Here is a 23,561-nt window from a genome sequence, read left to right on the forward strand (position 1 = left end):
TCGTCGGCCAGCACCAGGCGTGGGCGATGAACCAGCGCGCGAGCAATCGCCACGCGCTGCATTTCACCGCCGGAAAGCTCGCGCGGCCAGCTTGCTGCGCGATCGCCCAGACCCACGGCATCAAGGAGTTGCTGCGCCGGGCCGTCGGCGGCCGGACCGTCCAAACCCTGCAACCACAGGGGTAATGCGACGTTCTGGCGCACGGTGAGATGCGGCAGCACATGGAAGGCCTGGAAAACGAAGCCCAGCTTGTCCCGGCGCAAGCGGGTGAGCGCGTCATCGTCAAATCCGTCGTAGCTGTTCCCGTCCAGCGCCAACCGACCGCTGTCGGGGCGGTCCAGACCGGCAATGAGGTTGAGCAGCGTGGATTTGCCAACACCTGATTCGCCGACGATGGCGACGTACTCGCCCGGTACGAGGCGCAAGGAGACGTCGTGTAGCACGTCGCGGCCGTTGAAGCGGCGGCAAAGATTTTCGATTTCGAGCATAGATGCTAGGAGGTGTCAGCTTGCGGTCGGTTCCGCCAATACTCCAGAATACTCCTGGCGTGCCCGTATTTCCTGCCAAACGGATTGCTTGGCGTTTAACGGGAGGCTCGGACGCCGCCCCATTTGGATGTGAATGACGAATGGGCTTGATGTATATTCTGGTTCATTGAAGCACCCGATCCGTCGTGCCGCTGCAGACTCAACAGAGAGGAATGAACATGAACTTCGACAAGGAAGTCGACGCCCGCGGCCTCGGCTGCCCTCTGCCCATCCTGCGCTCAAAAAAGGCTCTGGCCGAACTTCAGTCGGGCCAGGTGCTTCACGTGATTTCCACCGATCCGGGATCGGTAAAGGATTTTGCCGCATTTGCCAGGCAAACCGGAAACGAACTGCTGGCCAGTGCGGAAAACAACAAGGAATACGAGTTCTTCATCAAGCGCAAATAGCCTGTGTTTACCGGCTCCGCCATGCGCACATGAGCAGGCGACCGCGGCCTGAATGACGCAGTCTGTCTGCGATGCTGTGTATGGGGTGGTACAATAATAAACGTACGCTGAAAGTGGGTAATAACGAAGCGCAGACCACTCATGCGGTGACGCGAGTCAAGCGTTGCCTGCCTTCGTGGAATTACGGTGTCGACAAAAACATGAATGGGCACTTCCAACAGTTCATACCGAAAAAGTTGGGCCTTGAATCCAACGCCTCGACTTGTATCGCGCACTGCCTCGTCTTTTGTCGACCCAATACCCGCTCCAGAAGATTTCCCGGACGTTGAACGCCCAACGAAGAATTTGTTTGCCCACGTTTTACGCAATTGGAATATTAGTATATAGAATCTTTCACGCCTTCACTCACGACTTCTTGGAGATTGACTATGAACCAGAGCCACATCGATTCGGAACGGCAACGCATCAGCGAAGCACGCCACCATGATCCCTTCGCAATCCTTGGGCGGCATCCTGAAGGCAAGAAGGTCATCGTCCGTGCATTCATGCCCTTCGCCGCCGAGGTGCGCATCGCCGAAGGCGGAATGACGATGACCCGGCTGCCGGACACAGACCATTTCGAGTGGCAAGGCGACGGCAAAGCACTGCCGGAACATTACAGCCTGATCTGGACCGATAGTCACAATCGCGAGCATATCGGGCGCGATCCCTATACATTTATGCCGCAGATCGGCGATCTCGATCTGTATCTGTTCAGCGAGGGGCGTCACCGGCACGCCCACAATTTCCTCGGCGCCCATGAGCACGAAGTAGATGGCGTCGGCGGCGTGCTGTTTGCCATCTGGGCGCCAAACGCCGAGCGCGCCAGTGTCATTGGCGACTTCAATGGGTGGGACGGGCGTCGCCACCAGATGCGCGTGCGTGGTGGTAGCGGCGTCTGGGAGTTGTTTATCCCCGATCTCGATGCCGGACAGATCTACAAATACGAAATCCGTAATCGCCACACCGGCCAGGTTCTGCAAAAGACCGATCCTTACGGTCAACGCCACGAGTATCGTCCGCGCACCGGCGCCATCGTTCCCGCACTCGGCAACTATGGCTGGGGAGACGGCGACTGGATGGAGCGGCGTCGCTCCCACGATTGGCAGCATGCTCCGATGTCCGTGTACGAAGTCCATCTGGGTTCCTGGCAACGCGGCCAGGAGGGTGAGTTCCTCAACTATCGCGAGGCGGCACACCGACTTGTGGATTACGTGAAGTACATGGGCTTTACGCATATCGAACTGATGCCGATCACCGAGCACCCCTACGACCCCTCCTGGGGTTACCAAACCACCGGCTACTTCGCGGCAACCAGCCGTTTTGGCGACCCCGACGACTGCCGTTACTTTGTCGACTACTGCCACCGGAATGGCATCGGCGTACTGCTCGACTGGGTTCCCGCGCATTTCCCCAAGGATGCCCACGGCCTTGCCAGCTTCGACGGCACGCCGCTTTACGAGCACGCTGACCCCCGCCTTGGCGAACACAAGGACTGGTCCACGCTGATCTTTAATTTCAGCCGCAACGAAGTGAAGTGCTTTCTCCTGTCGAGTGCGGTTTACTGGCTGGAAGACATGCACATCGACGGCCTGCGCGTTGACGCCGTGGCCTCGATGCTCTATCTCGATTACTCGCGCAACGAAGGCGAGTGGATTCCCAACCAGTACGGCGGGCGCGAAAACATTGCGGCGATCGATTTCCTGCGCGAACTCAACGTCGCGGTACACGACCAGTGCCCCGGTGTCCTGATGATTGCCGAGGAGTCGACTTCGTGGCCACAGGTCAGTCGCCCGACCTACATCGGTGGTCTGGGTTTCGACATCAAGTGGAACATGGGCTGGATGAACGACACTCTGGACTACATGGCACTCGAGCCCATATACCGCCAATACAACCAGGGCATTCTCACCTTCAGCATGCTCTATTGCTTCACCGAGAACTTCATGCTGCCCTTCTCGCATGACGAGGTGGTACACGGCAAGCAGTCGATGCTGCACAAGATGCCCGGAGACGAGTGGCAAAGGCATGCCAATCTGCGTACGCTCTACGCCTACCAGTTCACGCATCCTGGCAAGAAGCTCATGTTCATGGGCACAGAGTTCGCTCAAGGGAAGGAGTGGGACAGCTGCGGGGTACTCGACTGGTACGTGCTCGAATACCCCCTGCATCAAGGCATGCAACGCCTGGTGCGGGATCTGAACCATCTCTATCAGGCAAGCCCGGCACTGCACCGCCACGAATTCGACTGGAATGGATTCGAGTGGATCGATTGCCATGACGCCCAGCAGTCGGTGATCAGCTATCTGCGCAAGGGCGTTGGCGACGAAATGATGGTAGTGGTCGTCAACCTCACACCCGTGCCGCGTTACGAATATCGGATTGGCGTGCCCTCGCCCGGGCGCTATCGCGAAGTATTGAACTCCGACTCGGAAATTTACGGCGGAAGCAACGTCGGCAATGGAAGTGCGCCGCTTCAAGCAGACGATTGGCCATGGATGAACCGTTCGCATTCACTGCTGCTGACGCTTCCACCCCTCTCGGGAGTTGTTCTGGCCTACGAGGGAGATCGCTAAATCGATGCAACTGCCGGCCAGTGCAGACGGTAGCCAGGAGTATGTTTTTTTCATCAAGCCCGGATAGCCTGTAAACATCTACAAGGCGACTCGGCTGATCAGGAGACGATATGGTTGCCACTTCCGCAATGGCCGGTATCGAAGAACTCGTCAATCGCCGCTTGGACGAGTTGCTGCCGCAGAAGATCGAAGAGGCACTGCGTCAGCGCGAAGAAGCGAAAACGCCTTCAATGGCCATCATTGCGTCCCGCGGCACGCTGGATTGGGCCTACCCACCCTTCATCCTAGGCTCCACGGCTGCTGCGCTGGGGTGGGATGTTTCGATCTTCTTCACGTTCTATGGCTTGAATCTGCTGAAGAAGGACATCTCCGACCTCAAGGTGAGTCCGCTCGGCAATCCCGGAATGCCGATGAAGATGCCCTTCGGCCCGGACTGGTTCAAGAACATCAATTGGAATATACCCAACTTGATCCAGGCCGGCATTCCGGGTTTCGAGACCGTAGCCACGCTGCTGATGCAACAAACCATCAGGAACAACGGCGTTGCCAGCATTGAAGAACTGCGTAGACTGGCGCTGGAGGCCAATGTCAAGCTCATCGCTTGCCAGATGACCGTGGACCTTTTCGGCTTTGGCCACGACGACTTCATTCCAAGTTTGGACTACGCCGGCGCGGCGACCTTTCTGCCGGTGGCGCAAAAAGCCGACGTAGCCCTGTTCATGTAATCCTGCCGAAACGGCTGGCATTTCTGATTGGTCAGTTGGCGTTTCGAAACCGGCTTGGGAACAATTCAGGGAACGTTTTTCATATTGCGTCGTCACAACGACGTCATCTTCGTCTGTTTTGTATCATTGTAGGACCACGATATGGGCTTCAACGCTTCTGCAACGACACGATAAACTTCCGTCGAAGGCGATATCCGTCAAGTATTGGGTGCTATTGCAATTCCTGCGCTGGGCTGGATCGTTGCCGTGGTCGCCGGTTCGGCCACTCGCCGGTTGTTGGACGTGATTTCTGTCAACAAACGTGTTGCTGAAAGCGCGAACGCAAAATTGACGCGAGATATCGTTCTCGGTGGCTTGATTCGAATAAAGCGCATTAACGTGACTTGTAAAGGTTGGCGAATTCGCTTCCGGTTCTCTGCGCCGGAGTCGGCGCCCGCTTCAACGGCACCCCGCTCTGACGTTTCGCCTCGTCGGCCGTGTCACCTTGATGCCATTTCTGTTCCGGACCATAATGGCTCCGAAGCAATGCTGGCCTGCCCTTGGAGGTCTTGCGGATGAGCGAAAAACGGAGCGGCAGGTTTGAGTCCTGGGCGAGATACACGGCCGGTTTGCTCATGCTGCTGGTAGTCGCAGTGGCGCCCTGTGCCGAAATGGAGTCCAGGGCAGGGCATGCCAATGGCGGTCGCACACTAACGGTGGTGATGGACGACAACTATCCGCCTTATGTATTTCGCGATTCGAGCGGCATGCTGGACGGATACCTTGTCGATCTCTGGAAACTCTGGGAGAGCAAGACCGGAGTACGCGTCGATCTGGTCGCCACCGACTGGCAAAAGGCGCAGCAATTGATGGCTGACGGTCAGGCCGATGTCATCGATACCATGTTTATGACTCAAGAGCGTCAAAGGACGCTGGATTTCACGCCTCCCTACGAACTGATTCCGGTGACGATCTTCAGCCATTCTGGGCTCGGCGGAATTACCGGCCCCGATACTCTGCGTGGCTTTGCGGTCGGCGTCAAAGCCGGCGATGCCTGCATCAGCAAGCTCAGAGATTTGGGCATTACGCATTTGCAGGAATTCGGCAACTATGAAGCGCTGGTGGCGGCTGCCGTTGCAGGGCAGATCCGTGTGTTCTGTCTGGATGAACCTCCCGCCAACTACCTCCTCTATCGCCATCATGCGGAACACGATTTCAACAAGGCCTTCCAGCTCTATACGGGCAAGTTTCATCGGGCAGTGCATAAGGGCGACGCAACAACCCTGGCATTGGTGAACCAGGGCTTCTCGGCAATCTCTGACGACGAACAACAGGCGCTGCACGACAAATGGATGGGCAGCAAGCTGAACGTTCTGCCTTATGGGCGTTACCTTGCCTATGCCCTGATGATCGCTGCGCTGACCGGAGTTTTGCTTGCGGTTTGGGGGGCCGCTTTGCGGCGCGAGGTGAATCAACGCACCGCGCAACTGGAAAACGAGCGTGCGCGCTTGCGCGTTCTGCTCGAAACCATCCCCGACCTCGTCTGGCTCAAGGACGAAGCGGGAGTGTATCTGTTTTGCAATCAGCAGTTTGAACACCTCTATGGTGCAAGGGAAGCGCAGATTGTCGGCAAGACGGACTACCATTTCGTGGATCGTGAACAGGCGGATTTCTTTCGCGACCATGATCGCAAGGCTCAGGCCGCCGGCAAGCCGATGAGCAATGAAGAATGGATCACTTTTGCCGACGATGGTCGCCGTGTCCTGGTGGAAACCACCAAGACGCCGATGCACGACGCCACAGGCAAGCTGATCGGCGTGCTGGGCATAGCCCGCGACATTACCCGCCGCAACCAGGCCGAGCAGGCGGTGCGCGATAGCGAAGAACGCTACCGTGTGGCTTTTCGCACCAGCTGCGATTCGGTCAACATCAACCGCATTGCCGATGGTTGTTTCGTAGATACAAATGAGGGCTTCGAGCGCATGACCGGTTGGCGGCGCGACGAAGTGATCGGCCGAAGTTCACTGGAGCTCGGGATCTGGGTGGACCCGGAGGATCGCCGGCGCATGGTCGAAAAGTTGAGACAGGATGGCTTTTGCGAGAACATGCAGTTCCGCTTCCGCCGCAAGGACGGCAGCGAACTGATCGGACAGATGTCGGTGCACGCCATTCCCGTTGATGGCGACGAATGCCTGCTTTCGGTCACCCGCGACATCACCGAACAGGTCAGGATCGAGGAGGCGCTAAGGCAGCGTGCGTTGCTCGACAACTTCCCGTTCCTGGTCTGGCTCAAGGACAATAGCAGCCGCTTTCTCGCCGTCAACAAGCCGTTTGCCGAGGCCTGCGGCCAACCTTCGCCAAACCACCTGGTCGGCAAATCCGATCTCGATATCTGGCCGCGTGATCTGGCTGAAGCCTATCAAGCGGACGATCGGGCCGTACTCGAGAGCGGCCGCCCGACAAATGTAGAGGAACCCATTGAAGTCGGCGGCAAGAGGATATGGTTCGAAACCTACAAGTCACCGGTCCTGATCGACGAACATGTCATCGGCACGGTTGGTTTTGCACGCGATATCACCGAACGCAAAGCCACCGAGGAGGAAGTCCGGCGCCTGGCGTTTTACGACACGCTAACCCATCTACCCAACCGGCGACTGCTGGTCGATCGCCTGCAGCAGGCAATCGCATCGAGTGCTCGCAGCGGCAAGCAGGTGGCGGTGCTATTCATTGATCTGGACAACTTCAAGATTCTCAACGACACCCTCGGCCACGGCATCGGCGACCTGCTGCTGCAACAGGTTGCCAAACGTCTTGAGCACTGCGTCAGGGAAGGAGACACCGTGGCGCGCTTGGGCGGCGACGAATTCGTCGTCATCCTTGAGGATCTGAGCGGGGAAGTATTCGAAGGCGCCAGGCAAGTCGAGATCATTGGCGAGAAGATACACGCCGAACTGGTTCGGCCCTACGATCTGGACGGCCATCAAACCAACAGCACGCCGAGCATCGGCATCACCCTTCTCACCGACCGGGAAACGACTTTCGAGGAACTGATGAAACGGGCCGACATGGCCATGTATCAGGCCAAGGGGGCCGGACGCAATACCCTGCGATTTTTTGATCCGGAAATGCAGGCCGCGGTTGCCGCGCGCACCGCGCTCGAGGGCGATCTTCGCGAAGGGCTGAAGCAGGGTCAGCTGCTGCTTCACTACCAGCCGCAGGTAGACGGCAGTGGCACGGTGACCGGTGCGGAAGTACTGGTCAGGTGGCGGCATCCCCTCCGCGGCTTGATTTCCCCCATCGAATTCATTCCTCTGGCCGAGGAAACCGGACTGATTCTGCCGCTCGGCGCCTGGGTGCTGACGACCGCGTGCAATCAGTTGGTATCTTGGTCAAGCGATCCGGCAATGGCAAATCTCACTTTGGCGGTCAACGTCAGCGCCCGACAGTTTCGCCAGCCGGATTTTGTGGGGCAGGTATTGACCACACTTGAAACATCGAGCGCCAATCCGACGAAACTCAAGCTGGAACTCACTGAAAGTCTGTTGCTCGACAACGTCGAAGAGATCATCCTCAAGATGAACGCGCTGAGGAGTTCCGGTGTGAGCTTTGCGCTGGATGATTTTGGCACAGGCTATTCGTCGTTGTCATACCTGAAACGACTGCCACTGAACCAGTTAAAGATTGATCAAACGTTCGTACGTGACGTACTGAGTGACCCCAATGACGCGGCCATTGCTCGCACCATCGTCGCGCTGGCACAGAGCCTGGGGCTTTCGGTAATCGCCGAGGGAGTGGAAACGGAGGAGCAGCGCGAATTCCTTGCCGTTTCCGGATGCCATGCCTGTCAGGGCTATCTGTTCAGTGCTCCGCTTCCACTGGAAGAGTTCCGGCAATTTGTCAGCCGCAAATCGGCGTCATAGGTGTGATACACGGACGATACGATCACTTCCCTGGGCACGGGATGTCGCAGGCAAAACGTGCCAATTCAAGGCCACTGCCACTGCGTGGGAACACTTCTTCAAATGCTTGGCACGAGCTGCTAAACATTGAATAGGAAATTAAGGACATCTCCATCCTTGACAATGTACTCCTTGCCTTCAGCGCGCATCTTGCCCGCTTCCTTGGCGCCATGCTCGCCGCCACAGGCAATGAAATCGTCGTAAGCAATCGTCTGCGCGCGGATGAAACCGCGTTCAAAGTCGGTGTGAATGACTCCGGCAGCTTGCGGTGCCGTATCGCCCTTGTGGATCGTCCACGCTCTCACTTCCTTGACACCCGCGGTGAAATACGTCTGCAGGCCAAGCAAGTGGTAGCCGGCATGCACCAAACGGTCGAGCCCGGGTTCCTCAAGACCGAGATCGGCGAGAAACAATTGTTTCTCGTCGTCGTCCAGATCTGCAATCTCAGCTTCGATCGAAGCGCATACGGCAACCACTTCGGCCCTTTCGGTCGCAGCATGAGCCCGCACCGCATCGAGATGCGGGTTGTTTTCGAAGCCGCCCTCGGCAACGTTGGCGGCATACAGTACCGGCTTGGCGGTAATCAGGCAGAAAGGTTTGAGATTGCTCCACTCCTCCTTCGAGAGATCGAGTGCACGAATCGGCTTGCCCTGGTCAAGCTGAGCAAAACACGTGTCCAGCACGGCGACAAGAAGCTTGGCTTCCTTGTCACCGGCACTGGCCGGCCTGCGATAACGCAGCAGCGCCTTTTCGACCGTGGCCATATCAGCCAGCGCAAGTTCGGTGTCGATGATTTCGATATCGCGGATAGGGTCGACATTTCCTGAGACGTGAATCACGTTGTCGTTGGAAAAGCAGCGGACGACATGGAGAACGGCGTCAGTTTCGCGAATGTTGGCCAGGAACTTGTTGCCCAGCCCTTCCCCCTTGGAGGCACCAGCCACCAGACCAGCGATGTCAACGAACTCGGTCACCGCCGGCACCACGCGCTGCGGTTTGACGATCGCAGACAGCTTTTCGAGGCGCGGATCCGGCACTTCGACAACTCCAACCGAAGGTTCAATGGTACAGAAGGGGTAGTTTTCCGCCGCTACACCTGCCTTGGTCAAGGCATTGAACAGCGTGGATTTGCCGACATTGGGCAGACCGACGATTCCGCATTTGAGACTCATGGTGAAATTCCTGTTCGTGACAATTGTTATGTGGCTTTGCTGTGCAGGAGGCGTTGCGCCGCAGCGTAGTCACCGGCACACAATTTCGGCCAGGCCAGCAGGCAACGATCCAGCGCGTGATCGATCAATTCCCGCTCCTCGCGACGCGGCGCCTGAAGGACGAAATTGACGACCTCGCTGCGCTCACCCGGATGCCCGATGCCCACGCGCAAGCGCCAGAAATCCGGGGTAGACAGGTGCGCCTGAATGTCTCGCAGCCCGTTATGCCCTCCGTTACCCCCACCATTCTTGAGCCGGATGCCGCCCGGTTGCAGGTCTAGATCGTCATGCACGACCAGTATTTCTTCCGGCATGAGTTTGTAGAATCGCGCCAGAGCGGCGACTGACTGTCCGGAGCGGTTCATGAAGGTCGTCGGTTGCAGCAAGCTCAGCTCACCCACGCGAGCGACGACGCCAAAGAACTTGCCCTGCGGCGTAAGTGACACCTTGAGATCGCTCGCCAACCGTTCGATAAACCAGAAACCGAGATTGTGACGGTTATCCGCATATTCGCTTCCGGGATTACCGAGGCCGACAATCAGGCGGGGAGAGGTCATGGTGTTTTAGAACCCGAAACTCAACTCATGAGTACAAATGAACAAGGGAACACGGAAGTCATCTGGCGCGGCCAAATTGTCGAGCTCAATGCTGTTGCGTGCCTTTGCCGTCGATCACGCGTCAGAACTGCTGAACGAAACGGCCGCCGGGGAGCCAGGCTCCAAACGGCGGCCTTTCGTCTTGATGCAGAAGATCAGGCAGCAGGAGTGGCGGCTTCGCCCTCTCCCTCTCCCTCACGTTCGCCTTCGCCTTCCTCAACAACTTCCGCCTTCTTGGCCGAAATCGTAACCACGACCGGATCGTCACCGGTGTGTGCCGTGGGCGCAACACCCTTCGGAAACACAATCTGCGAAAGGTGGAACGATTGACCGACTTCCATATCCTTCAGATCAACCTCAATGAAGGGGGGCAGATCTTGCGGCAGACAACTGACTTCTATGTCGTTCATTGCCGGTGATACATTGCCGCCAGCAAGCTTGACCCCTGGAGATACTTCGGCATTGAGAAAGTGCAAGGGGACTCTCTGATGAATCGCATGGGTAGCGTCAACGCGCAGAAAATCGACATGCTGAACCAGCGGCTTGTAGGGATGCATCTGCGAATCACGCAGCAGAACGCTTTCAGCGACGCCATCGATCTTGATTGTCAGTACCGACGAGTGAAATGCTTCCTTGCGCAAGGACAAAAGAAGATCGTTGTGCTCGATTTCAATCAAGGTCGGGACGGCTGTCCCACCGTAAACGATGCCCGGCACCTTGTTTGCGCGACGCAGGCGGCGGCTCGCTCCGGACCCCTGCAATGTGCGCTTCTGCGCGTTAAGTTCAAATTTCATTTTGGCTCCTGGTTGAAACAGCCCCTGCCCGCGACCAGACAGGGTGGTTGATAAAACTACTCAATAAATAGCGAGGAAACGGAATCCTCGTTGCTGATACGACGTATCGTTTCGGCCAGCACATCGGCCACCGACAACTGACGGATACGCGGTGACTTCTGCGCCTCATCGCTCAGTGGGATGGTATCGGTCACCACCAGCTCGTCGATTTCCGAGTCATTGATGCGGCTGACGGCTGTCCCGGAGAGGATCGGGTGCACGCAGTAGGCTAGCACCAGATTGGCGCCCTTGTTCTTGAGCGCGCTGGCGGCCTTGCACAGCGTGCCTGCCGTATCAACCATGTCATCCATGATCACGCAAGTACGGCCTTCGACCTCGCCAATGATGTTCATTACTTCAGATACGTTGGCCTTGGGACGACGTTTGTCAATAATGGCCAGATCGCACTCAAGACGCTTGGCCAACGCCCGCGCGCGAACCACACCTCCGACATCGGGGGAAACAACCATCAGGCCATCAATATCCTTTTTCCACACATCTGCCAGCATGATCGGCAGCGAGTAAATATTGTCCACCGGAATATTGAAAAACCCCTGGACCTGCTCGGCATGCAAATCCATGGTCAGCACACGGTGAACACCGGCGGCGGTCAGCAGGTCGGCAACCAGTTTTGCGGCAATCGGTACGCGCGCCGAGCGCACCCGCCGATCCTGACGCGAGTATCCGAAGTAAGGTATGGCCGCAGTAATGCGGGTAGCCGAGGCGCGCTTTAGCGCATCGACCATGACCAGCAACTCCATCAGGTTTTCGTTGGCCGGCGAACAGGTCGATTGCAGTATGAAAACGTCCTTGCCGCGCACGTGCTCCTGTAACTCAACCGTGATTTCGCCATCGGAGAAACGCCCCACTTTGGCCCGTCCAAGCGAAATGTTCAGGCGTTTGACGACATCGGCGGCCAGCTTGGGGTTGGCGTTACCGGTGAAGACCATCAGGCTGTCGTAGGCCATATTGCGCATCCCCGTAGCGTCGGCAAGACGCTGCATATAAAGCAATACGGGCAGGTAGGCTGACTACCCGCCCGGCTTGAAAAAACCGAATGGCTGGGGAAGAAGGATTCGAACCTTCGAATGCCGGAATCAAAATCCGGTGCCTTGACCAACTTGGCGACTCCCCAGCAGTCGCTCGCATTTGGAGCCTGACGAACGAGGCGCGGATTATACAGGTGTTTGCCCAAAAAATACAGGGCGAAGCGTGCGCCAGGTGACAGATCGCTCACAAGGTCACAACGGGAAATTGAAGCGCTTGAGCAAAACCCCTGTCTCAAACAAGGGCAAACCCACGACGCCCGAATAGCTCCCGGTCAGATGTTCGACATACAAGCCGGCACGGCCTTGAATACCGTAGGCACCGGCCTTGTCCAGAGGCTCACCACTCATTACATAACGCCGTATTTCAGCCTCGTCGATTACGCCAAAACGCACTTCGCTAACCGAAAGCACCGATTCGATACGCCCTTCAAAAGCCACGGCGACGGCAGTGAGAACACGGTGCACATTGCCCGAAAGGCGGCGCAGTATGTACTTTGCATCCTCCTCATCAATCGGCTTACCCAGAATCCGGCCTTCGAATTCAATCGTCGTATCCGCAGCAAGCACGGGTTGCGATATCAATTTCCGCCAACTGACGATACGCCAGCCCTGCTCGGCCTTGGTTCGTGCGACGCGTTCAACGTACTCGGTCGGGCCTTCGCCATCCAGCGGCACTTCATCGGTCTCCCTGTCCTCGCGTGGATGGTTACGCAAGACGATGGTGTCGAACTGAACGCCAATCTGCGTCAACAGCTCGCGGCGGCGTGGGCTGCGTGACGCCAGATAGATACGCGGATGCTGTTGGCTGATAGGTACCATCATCCCTCCCGATGATATGGATGGTTCTTGATCACGCTTGCAGCGCGATACAACTGTTCGCAGAGAACCAGCCGTGCCATGGCGTGCGGTAGTGTCAGGCTGGAAAGACGAATCGTGTCGTCGGCCTGCCGTTTCAATGTCTCATCGATGCCATCGGCGCCACCGATGATGAAGGCGGTATCACCGCCTTCGCGCATCCAGCCTTCCAGGCGTCGAGCCAGCTCCAGGGTGGTCAGATCGGCGCCCTTCTCATCGAGTACGACCTTCCGGCTGAAACTCTGCAAGGCGTTCTGCAAACGAAGCTTCTCGGCAGCCAGAAGTTGCTCGCGCGTTTTCGAACCGCGCGGCTCGGGCTTGACCTCGACAACGGAGAGCGGCAATTCATGCGGCAAGCGCTTGGTATACTCGGCACAACCTTTGGCTACCCATTCGGGAAGCTTGTGGCCAACAGCAAGAATACCGAGTCTCATGCGCCAGCGGCGGCAACCCGGCGGACACGTTCAGGGCCCTTGCCGCCCCACAGCTCTTCAAGGTTGTAGTAGCTGCGAATGGCCGGCTGCATGACATGGACAACGATATCCCCGAGATCGACCAGCACCCATTCACCGCTTTCCTCACCCTCGGTGGAAATGATCTGGCCGTCCGCTTCGCGCACCTTGTCCTGCACGTTGCGCGCAAGTGACTTGACCTGACGGTTGGAGTCGCCGCAGGCAATGATGATGCGTTCAAAAAGTGGGGTGAGCTTGCTGGTGTTGATGACTTCGATGTCACGACCTTTGATGTCTTCAAGGGCGTCGACGACGATTTTCTGCAGTTGGGTAATGTTCATCAGGATTGGGCGGGTTTCATCGTTTGGAGTAAAGCTGAGTACTCTGAATATAAGCGATAACCGCTTCTGGCAGCAAATAGCGCGGGCTGCGACCGTTGAGCAGCAGCGTTCTGATCTGTGTGGCCGAGACGGCCAGTTGGGTCATGGCGAAGGTCACGATACGACCGGCAGGAGCATCTTGGAGTGCTGCGGGTGAACTACTGAGGCGCTGCTGGTAAGCCGCGGCAACCTGTGTTGGCAGGCTGGCCGCATTGACTGGGAAGCCAGGCCGGTGCGCCACCGCAATGTGCGCCAGATCGAACAACGATTCCCAACGATGCCAGCCTGCCATGCCGGAAAAAGCGTCAGCCCCAACAAGCAGGACCAGGGGCCGCTGCGGCCCGAACTCATCGGTCGTTCGCAGGCGTTCAAGGGTCGGCACAGTGTAGCTTGGTCGGGCATCGTTGACCTCTGCCGAATCCAGCTCGAAACGCGGGTTGCCGGAAATGGCCAGGCGAACCATCTCGAGCCGTTGCTCGGCACTCACTTCCGGAGAGTCTCGTAAGGCCGGCCGGCCAGCCGGAATCCAGCGGACGCGTTCCAGTCCCAAGCTATCTGCAGCCTCCTCGGCGAGCCGCAAGTGTCCGAAGTGAACCGGATCGAAGGTTCCGCCGAAGATGCCGAGCGCAGCCCGGTCGGAAGCTTCAGGCATTCTCGTCAATGGAAACAAAAATGTCTCGATAGCTCACGTAGAAACTAGCGTATAGCGTAGGCAGAAAAATGAGCATGATGAGCATCGGCAACAGCACAGAGAACAGTTCGCTTCCTCCGGGGATCACTGAAACAAGCAAACCGACGAGCAAACCCGGCAGAAGCGCGCCATATAGTATGACCGCCACGGCATAGGCAACAAATGCGCGCCAGTTTCGTGCACAGGCAAAAAAGCTGAAGAACAGCGACTTGCCTGCGGGGAAACCATGCCAGACAGCCAGCACGGGCGCGAACAAGTACGTCATCATGATCGGCGAGAAGAGCAACAGGGCGACTTGCACCGCAAGAACAAACTCGCCACTGGAAAGCGTGCGTTCGTCGAGTCGGTCACCAAGGACAATGGCCTGAAAGAGCACACCTCCATCGATCAATGATACGAATCCGAGAACGCAGACACCGGCAACAATGTAGATGGCCCCAAGAACAAGCAGGGTGCGCTGATTTTGGCGAAGTCCGGAGAACAGTTCCCGCGCTTGAAGCGTGCCACCCTGCTCGATCAGACGACAGACATTCATCAAGCCGACCGAGAAAGCCGGGACAAGCAGAGATGCTGCGATCTGTCCGACAATCGGGAACGAATTGATCAAGGCCATACACAGCCAGTAGCCGAGCACGGCGAGTGAAAGCACCAGTCTACCTTTGCGGAATAGTCTGAATCCGCCGGACAGCCAATGCCAGCCGCGCCCTGCAGGAAGAGTCAGCGCTTTCATGGAACCCGGTCAGTGAAGCGAGTCAGGAGAGGAACGAAGGCGCACAAGGACGACCGGATTCAAGGAAATGGTGCACGCACTGTTCAGTTGGCAACAAAAATATCCCGGTAGGACACATACACCGATCCGAAAAGAACCGGAATCAGCACAAGGAAGCCGAGGAAGGCCGGCAGTGCGGCAAAGAACATCAGCACCATGACGATCAAACCGTAGACCAGCAACGACAGGAAATTCTTCAGGCAGGCATTGAAGCTGGCCTTGAGCGCGTCAACCGGCGCCATTCTATTGAAGAACACCAGCGCCGGCGCGAACCAGATGGCCATGAATAACGGCACCGAGAGTACCAACCACAGCAACATGGCGAGCAGCATGCCACCGAAAGCCAAGCCGACTCCGGCAGGGCGGCCCATCAGCACACCACCCGCCATGCTGCCACCACCCAGAACGATTACGACGACGACGATGATCAACATGGCCACCATGTAGAGCACGCCAAGCATGATCATGTCGCCGGTATTCTGCTTGAATCCGGCAAACAGGTCGGCGATCTCGAGCTCTTCCCCGTTTGACACTTTCTGGCACGCCAGAAGCATGCCTGCGGAAAGTACCGGCATCAGAAGGTTGGCGGCCAGGGTGCCGATCATGGGAACGATATTGAGTCCAAGAAGAATGACCAACAAGACGATGGTCAATGCGATCCACAAACCGGGGTTGACGATAAACAGCGCCCAGCCCTGCTTGAGCCATTCAAAGGCATTGCTGGCAGGTACGGCGCGACTATTGCCGTTAAAGGCGGGAGCTTGAATCGGAAAGGTTTCCATGACTTTATTCGCTCAAATCAGTTGAATGATGAAGTACGAAAGTGCAGCGCCTGAGCATGTTTTTCCGGACATTTCAAGCGCACATTGTCGCAATCCAGCCGGCTCTGAGATGAGTAGCGGCAAGTAACCGGCACAGCAAGTCAGAAGGTGCCAATGACCCACATTGGCACGCTCAGCGTTGGGGTTCCCGGGGAATCCTGGATCGCAAAAGAACCGTCGCCCTGCTGATCCACCAGCGTATAGGGAACACCGTGCTCCGGCGTAACTATGATCTTGTAAAGCCTGCCGTTGATGCGGTATTCCTCGACCGTGCTGCCTTCGCGTTTCCTGATGGTCACCTGCGGCTCGATTGAGTCATCGAGCGGCACCATGGCCGGCGGCCGAACATCCGGCACGGGTGGCGGCTCGGCGGCAGGAGCCTGCGCCAGAGCCGGGACGGCGACAAGGGCCAGCAGAGCAATGAAGGCATGAGTACGGCGCATGAAGTTACTTTCCAGTTGGCTGTAGATCAGCCTTGATTGTATTACAGATTGAGCATCAACTCGCGTTCCGACGGGAGTGGAGCGAAGCACCGGTTTTCGTAATGTCTGAAAATTGCTTCGACCACTTCTGCAGGCTTGTCGATCACCTGGATCAAATCGAGATCCTCGGGCGATATGAGCTTCTCGTCGACCAGCGTGGAGCGAAACCAGTCGACCAAGCCGCGCCAGAAGGGCTCATGTACCAGGATAATCGGAATCCGCTGGCTCTTTCCGGTCTGTACGAGAGTCAAGGCTTCATGCAGTTCGTCAAGCGTTCCAAAACCACCAGGCATTACGACATAGGCATTGGCAAAGCGCACGAACATGTACTTGCGCGCGAAGAAGTGGCGAAAGCTCTGCGATATGTCCTGGAACTCGTTGCTCGTCTGCTCGTGCGGCAACTGAATGTTGAGGCCGACGCTGAGCGACTTGCCGTGGAACGCCCCCTTGTTGGCTGCCTCCATGACGCCGGGGCCGCCTCCGGAGATCACCGAGAAGCCGGCATCGGACAGTTGGCGGGCGATGTCTTCGGTCAGCTTGTAAAATGGCGAATCCGACTGGATCCGCGAACTGCCGAAGATCGATACCGCAGGCCGAATGGCCGACAGACGCTGCGTGGCTTCGACGAACTCTGACATAATATCGAACACCCGCCAGGCCTCGTGCTCAGCACTGATCTTGGATGCGTTCGTATCGGCGACCGGGAGTATTTTTTCTTTAGCGCTCATTTCATCTTTTCGAATATATGCCAATTTTGCTGCTGGTCGACGGATCGTCGTATCTCTACCGGGCGTTTCACGCCATGCCGGACCTGCGCAATTCACAAGGCGAACCAACGGGCGCGATCTACGGCGTACTGAACATGCTACGCCGGCTGGATAGCGACTACAAGGCGCAGGACATTGTTTACAAGGCATGCGTTTTCGACGCCAAGGGCAAGACATTCCGCGACGACTGGTATGCCGACTATAAGGCCACTCGACCGGCGATGCCTGCGGATCTGGTCCGCCAGATCGAACCGATACACGTCGGTGTTGCCGCTTCGGGCTGGCCGGTGCTGATGATCGACGGCGTCGAAGCCGACGACGTGATCGGCACCCTGGCGAGGCAAGCCGAGGCACTGGGAATCCAGGTGGTTATCTCGACCGGCGACAAGGACCTCGCACAACTTGTCAGCCCCAAGATTACGCTGATCAATACCATGAGCAACGAAATGCTCGACGAAGCCGGTGTGCTAGCCAAGTTTGGCGTGCCTCCGGAGCGCGTCGTCGACTACCTGACGCTGGTCGGCGACACCGTGGATAACGTACCCGGTGTTGAAAAGGTCGGCCCGAAAACGGCGGTCAAGTGGTTGTCGCAGTACGGGTCGCTTGACGCCGTAATCGCTGCAGCTGCTGAAATTGGCGGGGCAGTCGGAAAGAACCTGCGCAATGCTGTCGATTTCCTGCCGCTTGGGCGAAAGCTCGTCACCGTTCGTTGCGACCTCGAACTGCCCGTGTCGATTGACGACCTCAAACCGCGCGAGGCCGATCGGTCGCAACTTGCGGAGCTTTTCTTGCGCTACGAAATGAAATCCTGGCTGAAGGAAGTGCGGGGGGCTGCGGACAAGCCGTTGGCGGATTCAGCCGAAGCCTCGCGTCAAGAGCCCCCGGCGGAAGCAACCGTAGTGAACGCAGCTTCCGACGATCACCGCAAGAACTACGCGTGCATCCTCGACTGGGCCGGCTTCGAATCATGGCTCACGAAGATTGAACAGTCGCCGCTGACCTCGCTCGACACTGAAACGACCAGCCTGGATCCTTTTGCGGCTCGTCTCGTCGGCATTTCGCTGGCTGTGTCGCCCGGCGAAGCCGTTTATCTTCCACTAAGTCACGACTATGCCGGCGCGCCCGCCCAGCTTGAGCTGGAGACCGTGCTCAAACGCCTTAAGCCGTGGCTCGAATCGGAACAGCACGCCAAAATCGGTCAGAATCTGAAATACGATCAGCATGTGTTTGCCAACCATGGTATCGCGCTGGCAGGTATCGCCCACGACACGCTGCTCCAGTCGTACGTGCTCGAATCGGGCAAGGACGGCGTGCGCGGCCACGATCTCGGACGACTTGCACTACGCCATCTTGGCCTGGCAACCATTGCCTTCGAAGACATTTGCGGCAAGGGGGCGAGCCAGATCGGATTCAATCAGGTGGCTGTCGACCAAGCCACCGACTACGCAGCAGAAGACGCGGACCTTTGTCTGCTTTTGCACCAGAAATGCTTCCCGCAGATCGCTGCAAACAAGGGATTGGAACGCATCTACGGCGAGATCGAAATGCCAGTGCGCGAGATTCTTTTCCGCGTCGAGCGCACCGGCGTTCTCATTGACTCCGGACTGCTCGCGCAGCAGAGTCAGGAACTCGGCGAACGCCTGATTGAACTCGAAGCACTGGCGCACGAGGCTGCCGGCCAACCGTTCAACGTCAATTCACCGAAACAGCTTGCCGAGATCCTGTTTGACAAGCTTGGCTTGCCGGTGAAAAAGAAAACGCCGTCAGGCACGCCGTCAACCGACGAGGAAGTGCTCTCCGAACTGGCGCTCGACTACCCGCTGCCCAAATTGCTTCTTGAATCGAGACAGCTTTCCAAACTGAAAAGCACCTACACCGACAAGCTGCCGAAGATGGTCAACCGCCAAACCGGCCGCGTTCACACCAGCTACGCACAAGCCGTGGCGGTGACCGGACGACTGGCTTCAAGCGACCCGAATCTGCAGAACATACCGGTACGCACCGCCGAGGGAAGACGCATTCGCGCCGCCTTTATCGCGCCACCGGGCAGCCATATCGTGTCAGCCGACTACTCGCAGATCGAGTTGCGCATTATGGCGCACCTCTCGGAAGACGCGCGCCTGCTGGAGGCTTTTGCACAGGGAGAGGATGTACATCGTGCCACGGCTGCCGAGATATTCGGCGTCACGCCAATCGAGGTGGGTGCCGATCAACGTCGTGTCGCCAAGGTTATCAACTTCGGCCTGATCTACGGCATGAGCGCCTTTGGCCTCGCCCGCCAGCTTGACATCGAACGCAGTGCGGCACAGGCCTATATCGAGCGTTACTTTACGCGCTATCCAGGCGTTGCCAAATACATGGAAAGCACCCGCAGCGCGGCAAAGGCAAATGGCTTTGTCGAAACTGTCTTTGGTCGTCGCCTGTGGCTGCCGGAGATCCACGCCAGTCAGGCCGCGCGCCGCCAAGGCGCCGAACGCGCGGCAATCAATGCGCCGATGCAAGGCACCGCCGCCGATCTGATCAAACTCGCGATGATTGCCGTGCAACGCTGGATCGACTCCGATAGTCTGAAGACTCGCCTAGTGATGCAGGTACATGACGAACTTGTGCTCGAAGTCCCTGACGAAGAGCTGGCCAGAGTTCGCGTCGAACTACCACCGCACATGACACAGGTCGCCAGGCTTAACGTGCCGCTGGTCGTCGAAGTTGGCGTGGGCGACAACTGGGATGAGGCGCATTGAAACAGCCCAAGGGGAGAAACGAATGCCGCTAATGAATACGCTAAGCGCTATTGCCGATGGCATGTTCTTTGCCCAAGGCAGCACGCTGCCGCGAAACTTGTTCTTGTTGGTGTTTGTGTCTGCCGCCTCAATCTGCACAGCGGCGCGTGCTGCAGAACAGCTTCCCGTATCGCCCGTTTACAAGGGAGAGATTCGGCGGGGTGCGGACGGCAAGTTACGGGTCGAGGCGAGTACCGATCCGCTCAAACCAGCTGTCGACGACTCTGCAAAACCAGCAACCATGCGCGTCGGCAGCCAGGAAAGGATCACCACGATCTCCGAGGCGGCGAAGCTGGCCCGTGACGGAGAGGTGATCGAGATCCGCCCAGGGTCGTATCGTGGACAACCGGCCGTGTGGACCCAGAACAATCTGGTCATCCGTGGTTCGGGTGAGCGTCCAGTGATGCTGGCCGACGGCAAGAGTGCCGAAGACAAGGCCATCTGGGTGATCAAGGGCGGCAACGTGCGAATAGAGAACATCGAGTTCCGGGGGGCACGCGTGCCGTCGGGCAACGGGGCAGGCATTCGTTTCGAGCGAGGGCATCTCGTTGTAACCCGGTGCACCTTTGTCGACAACGAGATGGGGATACTCACGTCGAATCTAGCGGATATGACCCTTGAGGTTCGCGATAGCGAATTTTCCGCCGCACCGCATGATATGGCAGACCTGCATCACCTGCTCTATGTCGGCGCGATCGGGAAATTCACGCTTTCTGGAAGCCGCTTCGAACAAGGTTACAAGGGGCATCTGGTCAAATCTCGCGCCAGGGAGAATATTGTGCGCAACAACATGCTAGCCGATGGCATGTCGGGTCGCTCTTCGTACGAGCTGGAGTTTCCCAATGGAGGAATTGCCTATGTGCTCGGCAACGTGATCGGCCAGAGTGCCGGAACGGATAACCCCGTCCTGGTCTCATATGGCGCCGAAGGACCACGCTGGCCGGTCAACAAACTCTTCCTGGTTCACAACACCCTGGTCAATGATTTTCACACCGGAACTTTCGTCCAACTTTGGGATGAGAAGTTCCCTGGGGGTATTGAGAGCTGGATCATCAATAATCTGACGGTGGGGTATGGCGATCTGAATCAGCCGGCCCATGGCCGGTTCGAAGGCAATCAATCGGCACTACGTCGCGATCTGATCGATTATGGGGGGGTGCCGGTACGACTGAACAGCTCTTCTCCGTTGCGCGGATCGGTCAGGATTCCAGGACAGGCCAATGGCATGGATCTGATTCCGGCTGCTGAATTCAGTTTCCCGGTAGGCACCAAACCCATTCGTATTGGCAATTCACTGGCGCCTGGAGCATTTCAGTGAGCACCGATGCAGGAGCAACGATCAGGTCGTGCCGCCAAGGATCTCGTGCAACCAAGTCTCGATGTCGCGCAACTCTTCCATACAGACCGTGTGCTCGGCAAAGTAGGGATGCCAGGTCAGCGGGTAGCCCTGAGTCTTGAGCAGTTCACTCGAGCGCAGACCCATCTCATACGGAATCACCGTATCGCCATGGCCGTGAGCCATGAATATCGGCACATCGCGATTTGCTGTGTTTGCCTCGGCCGTCAAGGTGTCATCCAAAGGCAAGTACGTCGATAGAGCAAGTACTCCCGCCAGCCTCTGGGTGTGCCGCAAGCCGGTGTGCAGCGCGATGGCGCCCCCCTGGGAAAAGCCGGCGAGCACAATGTGGTCATCGGCGATACCCAATGCGTTTTCGCGGGCAATCAATGCTTCAATCTGTCCGGCAGATTCACGCACCCCCCGCTCGTCTTCGCGTCGTTGTGAGAAATCGGGCGATGTAATATCGTACCAGGCACGCATTACAAAGCCTCCATTGATGGTTACTGGCCGCATCGGCGCATGGGGAAAGATGAAGCGGATACCGGGAAGCGAATCAATATCCAGCTCATTGACGATGGGCTCAAAGTCGTGCCCGTCGGCTCCCAACCCATGCAGCCAGACTACCGACCACTCGGGCGACTTGGCGGTTTCAACTCTGATGGCTGGCAGCAGCAATCCATCGTTTGCGGAAAGGGACTCTCGTTCGGTCACAGTGGGGATCCTCAATCGAGTTATCGATCGCTATTGTAACCACTCGGCGGCATAGTCACCTGGCGTCGACACAATTCGGGGCGTGGAGTCGTATCTTGCCGAGACTGGCGTAGATCGACAGTATTGCGATCATTGGGCTAGGTGGTCCAAGGCGGGTCACACAATGTGACCAATAGTTTTCGGTTTCTGTTAACGAGACACAACAAAACCAAGCGTTTTGTGTATCCTGTGTCGCTTTGCGCAACCGTGCGGCAACCCGCGTATCGCTCAACACTCTTTTCCGTTAATTCCACGAAACGCGTCACAGTTCTAAGTTCGATATGAAAATCAATTTGCAGCGCACGATCTCCACACTGACCAATGTTCTCGACTTTGTCGGTACCGATGAATTTCAGCACAGCAAGCGTGTGGCTCTGATGGCTGCGAAAATTGCTAGCGCAATGAACTGGCCGCAACTGCGTTGCGAAAGAATGCTTTATGCGGGAATGCTGCTGGACTGCGGGGTATCGCGCGCCAAGGAACACCGAGCCATAACCGAAACACTCGAATGGGAGGGGGCGCAGAATCACTGCTTGCGGGGCGCAGACTATCTGGCAACCTGCCCGCCACTGGCGGAGTATTCGGGCGTTGTTCGCTGGCACCACACTCGCTGGGAAGCTCTTCTCCTCGAGAACATTGACGATGAACTGCGCGCTGAATCCAATCTTCTGTTTCTCGCTGACCGAACCGATTTTCTCCTTGCTCCGTATTTCGTCGGCGCTTCGCTAAAGAATGAAATCCTCTGGGAATACCCCGAGATCGTGGAACGCATTTCCGGTCTCGGTGGCACATTGTTCGCCCCTCAACTTGTCGAAGCCTTCCGCCGGGCCGCTTCCCGCGAATCCTTCTGGCTGGACATGGACCCGGCCTACATTGAAGATCATATCGAATATCATCTGCACCGTGGCAACCAGATCGAGCTCGATACTGTGGGTGCGCTGGCCATAGCCAGGCTTTTTGCACGTATTGTCGACACCAAGAGCATCTATACGCTTGATCATTCGACTCGCGTAGCCAGCATTGGCAGGTTGCTGGCCGAGGCCAGCGGCATTCGCGCCGAACACCTCGACATGGTCGAAATAGCCGGCCTCTTACATGACATCGGGAAGTTGCGCGTACCCGAGGAAATCATTGATAAACCAGGACCGCTGACGCGTGAAGAACGCGCCTTTGTCATGCGACACAGCTATGACAGCGGCCATATCCTCGGCAAAATGTTTCCCGGACAACCGATAGCCGAATGGGCTTCCATGCATCACGAAAACCTGCTCGGCACCGGTTATCCTTACCGATCCCTGGCACCGGACATCCCGCGCGAGGCGCGCCTGATCGCCGTTGCCGACATTTTCCACGCACTGTCACAGGAACGCCCCTACCGCGGACACATGGCCAAGAGCGAAGTGATTTCGCGAATTGACAGCCTGAGTGCGCAAGGACGCATTGATCCTGAAATGGTCAAGCTATTGCATTCGCAGCTTGACCGCTGCTATGCGCTTGCCGTGGATTAAGGCTCGGAAATCCCTGCTTTAGTTGTTTAGTTGTTTTCCTGAAGCACGAAGCCCTCTAGGCGGTTG

General features: G+C 57.3%; 22 protein-coding genes and 1 tRNA gene. 8 read left to right on the forward strand and 15 right to left on the reverse strand.

Annotation, left to right across the window (positions count from 1 at the left end):
- On the reverse strand, positions 1-488 hold a 488-nt coding region (locus tag PROAA_RS05670), incomplete at its 3' end, for an ABC transporter ATP-binding protein (protein ID WP_186410412.1).
- Positions 489-706: 218 nt separating this feature from the next.
- Here PROAA_RS05670 and PROAA_RS05675 point away from each other — a divergent pair.
- The 5 genes from PROAA_RS05675 (at position 707) to PROAA_RS05690 (ending at position 8,173) form a co-directional block, all read left to right on the forward strand.
- Entirely contained in the window at positions 707-934 is a 228-nt protein-coding gene (locus PROAA_RS05675; RefSeq protein WP_186410413.1) for a sulfurtransferase TusA family protein, read from the forward strand.
- Between the two features lie 428 nt (positions 935-1,362).
- Entirely contained in the window at positions 1,363-3,549 is a 2,187-nt protein-coding gene (gene glgB / locus PROAA_RS05680) for a 1,4-alpha-glucan branching protein GlgB (protein WP_186410414.1), read from the forward strand.
- A gap of 110 nt (positions 3,550-3,659) precedes the next feature.
- On the forward strand, positions 3,660-4,274 hold the full coding sequence (dsrE2, locus tag PROAA_RS05685; RefSeq protein WP_186410415.1) for a sulfur carrier protein DsrE2: 615 nt from the start codon (positions 3,660-3,662) through the stop codon (positions 4,272-4,274).
- 204 nt (positions 4,275-4,478) lie between these two features.
- The gene (locus tag PROAA_RS19455; protein WP_483771106.1) at positions 4,479-4,832 is read left to right on the forward strand and encodes a hypothetical protein; all 354 of its coding nucleotides are present in this window, start codon (positions 4,479-4,481) and stop codon (positions 4,830-4,832) included.
- The gene (locus tag PROAA_RS05690) at positions 4,829-8,173 is read left to right on the forward strand and encodes an EAL domain-containing protein (RefSeq protein ID WP_186410416.1); all 3,345 of its coding nucleotides are present in this window, start codon (positions 4,829-4,831) and stop codon (positions 8,171-8,173) included. The genes PROAA_RS19455 and PROAA_RS05690 overlap by 4 nt, the downstream gene beginning before the upstream one ends.
- Positions 8,174-8,292: 119 nt before the next feature.
- Here PROAA_RS05690 and ychF read toward each other — a convergent pair whose 3' ends face one another.
- The 13 genes from ychF to PROAA_RS05755 all read right to left on the reverse strand — a co-directional run bounded on the left by ychF (position 8,293) and on the right by PROAA_RS05755 (position 17,079).
- Positions 8,293-9,384, reverse strand: coding sequence for a redox-regulated ATPase YchF (gene ychF, locus PROAA_RS05695; protein WP_186410417.1), 1,092 nt, complete (start codon positions 9,382-9,384; stop codon positions 8,293-8,295).
- Positions 9,385-9,410: 26 nt separating this feature from the next.
- Positions 9,411-9,980, reverse strand: coding sequence for an aminoacyl-tRNA hydrolase (gene pth / locus PROAA_RS05700; RefSeq protein WP_186410418.1), 570 nt, complete (start codon positions 9,978-9,980; stop codon positions 9,411-9,413).
- A 194-nt stretch (positions 9,981-10,174) separates the two neighbouring features.
- A complete protein-coding gene (locus PROAA_RS05705; RefSeq protein WP_186410419.1) occupies positions 10,175-10,813 on the reverse strand; it encodes a 50S ribosomal protein L25/general stress protein Ctc in 639 nt (212 codons plus the stop codon).
- A gap of 56 nt (positions 10,814-10,869) precedes the next feature.
- Positions 10,870-11,820: a ribose-phosphate pyrophosphokinase gene (locus tag PROAA_RS05710; protein ID WP_186410430.1), complete on the reverse strand. Its 951-nt coding sequence runs from the start codon at positions 11,818-11,820 to the stop codon at positions 10,870-10,872.
- A 90-nt stretch (positions 11,821-11,910) separates the two neighbouring features.
- Positions 11,911-11,987 (reverse strand) — tRNA-Gln (locus PROAA_RS05715).
- 106 nt (positions 11,988-12,093) lie between these two features.
- Positions 12,094-12,723 carry a Maf family protein gene (locus PROAA_RS05720; protein ID WP_186410420.1) on the reverse strand — a complete coding sequence of 210 codons (630 nt, stop codon included), beginning with the start codon at positions 12,721-12,723 and terminating at the stop codon, positions 12,094-12,096.
- Positions 12,720-13,190: a 23S rRNA (pseudouridine(1915)-N(3))-methyltransferase RlmH gene (gene rlmH, locus PROAA_RS05725; protein ID WP_186410421.1), complete on the reverse strand. Its 471-nt coding sequence runs from the start codon at positions 13,188-13,190 to the stop codon at positions 12,720-12,722. Before rlmH ends, PROAA_RS05720 begins: the two co-directional genes overlap by 4 nt.
- Positions 13,187-13,549, reverse strand: a complete 363-nt coding sequence (gene rsfS, locus PROAA_RS05730; protein WP_186410422.1) for a ribosome silencing factor — start codon at positions 13,547-13,549, stop codon at positions 13,187-13,189. The genes rlmH and rsfS overlap by 4 nt, the downstream gene beginning before the upstream one ends.
- A 16-nt stretch (positions 13,550-13,565) precedes the next feature.
- Positions 13,566-14,240 carry a nicotinate-nucleotide adenylyltransferase gene (gene nadD / locus PROAA_RS05735; RefSeq protein ID WP_186410423.1) on the reverse strand — a complete coding sequence of 225 codons (675 nt, stop codon included), beginning with the start codon at positions 14,238-14,240 and terminating at the stop codon, positions 13,566-13,568.
- Positions 14,233-15,009 (reverse strand): BPSS1780 family membrane protein, encoded by a 777-nt coding sequence (locus tag PROAA_RS05740; RefSeq protein ID WP_186410424.1) that lies wholly within the window; start codon positions 15,007-15,009, stop codon positions 14,233-14,235. Before PROAA_RS05740 ends, nadD begins: the two co-directional genes overlap by 8 nt.
- An 83-nt stretch (positions 15,010-15,092) precedes the next feature.
- Positions 15,093-15,830, reverse strand: coding sequence for a BPSS1780 family membrane protein (locus PROAA_RS05745; protein WP_186410425.1), 738 nt, complete (start codon positions 15,828-15,830; stop codon positions 15,093-15,095).
- A gap of 140 nt (positions 15,831-15,970) precedes the next feature.
- A complete protein-coding gene (locus PROAA_RS05750) occupies positions 15,971-16,312 on the reverse strand; it encodes a DUF2782 domain-containing protein (protein ID WP_186410426.1) in 342 nt (113 codons plus the stop codon).
- Between the two features lie 41 nt (positions 16,313-16,353).
- Entirely contained in the window at positions 16,354-17,079 is a 726-nt protein-coding gene (locus tag PROAA_RS05755) for an LOG family protein (protein WP_186410427.1), read from the reverse strand.
- A 17-nt stretch (positions 17,080-17,096) separates the two neighbouring features.
- Between PROAA_RS05755 and polA the strand changes: the two genes are divergently transcribed.
- Both polA and PROAA_RS05765 read left to right on the forward strand, forming a co-directional pair.
- On the forward strand, positions 17,097-19,859 hold the full coding sequence (gene polA, locus PROAA_RS05760) for a DNA polymerase I (protein WP_186410428.1): 2,763 nt from the start codon (positions 17,097-17,099) through the stop codon (positions 19,857-19,859).
- A gap of 22 nt (positions 19,860-19,881) precedes the next feature.
- Entirely contained in the window at positions 19,882-21,216 is a 1,335-nt protein-coding gene (locus PROAA_RS05765) for a right-handed parallel beta-helix repeat-containing protein (RefSeq protein ID WP_245664181.1), read from the forward strand.
- A gap of 21 nt (positions 21,217-21,237) precedes the next feature.
- Here the strand turns inward: PROAA_RS05765 and PROAA_RS05770 are convergent, their stop codons facing one another.
- Positions 21,238-21,948, reverse strand: a complete 711-nt coding sequence (locus PROAA_RS05770) for an alpha/beta hydrolase (RefSeq protein ID WP_245664182.1) — start codon at positions 21,946-21,948, stop codon at positions 21,238-21,240.
- A 320-nt stretch (positions 21,949-22,268) separates the two neighbouring features.
- Here PROAA_RS05770 and PROAA_RS05775 point away from each other — a divergent pair, with 320 nt between their 5' ends.
- Positions 22,269-23,495, forward strand: a complete 1,227-nt coding sequence (locus PROAA_RS05775) for an HD domain-containing phosphohydrolase (protein ID WP_186410429.1) — start codon at positions 22,269-22,271, stop codon at positions 23,493-23,495.
- Positions 23,496-23,561 lie beyond the last annotated feature (66 nt).

The organism is Candidatus Propionivibrio aalborgensis, assembly GCF_900089945.1.
In the GTDB taxonomy this organism is placed as follows: Bacteria; Pseudomonadota; Gammaproteobacteria; order Burkholderiales; family Rhodocyclaceae; genus Propionivibrio; species Propionivibrio aalborgensis.